Origin of the sequence: Flagellimonas alvinocaridis (assembly GCF_004916895.1) — a bacterium.
GTDB lineage: Bacteria > Bacteroidota > Bacteroidia > Flavobacteriales > Flavobacteriaceae > Flagellimonas > Flagellimonas alvinocaridis.
Map to the genome: position 1 here is coordinate 1 of NZ_SNTZ01000042.1, position 924 is coordinate 924.

Sequence of the window (924 nt, forward strand, 5' to 3'; positions counted from 1 at the left end):
AAATTTAGGTTCTTTTGAAAATTTTTGAGAACAATTGCATTTTTCAGTTGAGGAGCGCACGGCACCCATACATTAGAATCTATAATTTTTTTGCATCACATAGACTATTTCCATATATGTATGTACCAGTAGCAAGAATGAAAAGCACTTTTGAAGAGTGCCATACATTAGAATCTATAATTTTTTTGCATCACATAGACTATTTCCATATATGTATGTACCAGTAGCAAGAATGAAAAGCACTTTTGAAGAGTGTAGATGAGCTGGAGGGCAACATCATATTTAGATCGGGGATCCCGTCCCCCAATCAATATCATCACCTTCCCACATCTCCACATACGGACAGCCATGCTCCCTCATCTCCACATATTTTCGAATGGACCGTTCTCCAACATGGATGAACCGATTTTCGAATTTCTTAGTATTTTTGTCTCCCCGAGAGGAGACGTTCCAAAATTTATAGCTAACGCCAAATTTCTTTGGGTCAGTTTCAATGTTTACCTCAAACTTGGGTAATTAAACCGACTTGAACGGCGCGTCTCTGCGCCTAACACCAACCTACAGCAGACAGCGAGCGAGGTCTACGATCGGCAACCCCCCTCTCCACACAACACACAGCCAGCCAGTAGCACTGACGAAGGGGTAGAGGCCTAGTCGGGTGGTGGGGGGTTTGTAACTGACATGGSACTTGTCCATAGACGCTTACGACCATATCACGTTGAATGCACGCCATCCCGTCCGATCTGGCAAGTTAAGCAACGTTGAGTCCAGTTAGTACTTGGATCGGAGACGGCCTGGGAATCCTGGATGTTGTAAGCTTTTTGCATTTTTTTAGAATGACTAAAAAAATTTGTTTTTGTTGCAACATCATATGAATTAGAAACGATTTTAAAATAATTTTCAAAAAATTTTTCCCCAGCCAAA

At 41.6% G+C, this 924-nt stretch carries 1 rRNA gene; it reads left to right on the forward strand.

The window, feature by feature from the left end:
• The first annotated feature begins 700 nt into the window (after positions 1–700).
• Positions 701–819, forward strand: a 5S ribosomal RNA gene (rrf, locus tag EZV76_RS17820).
• Positions 820–924: the final 105 nt, after the last annotated feature.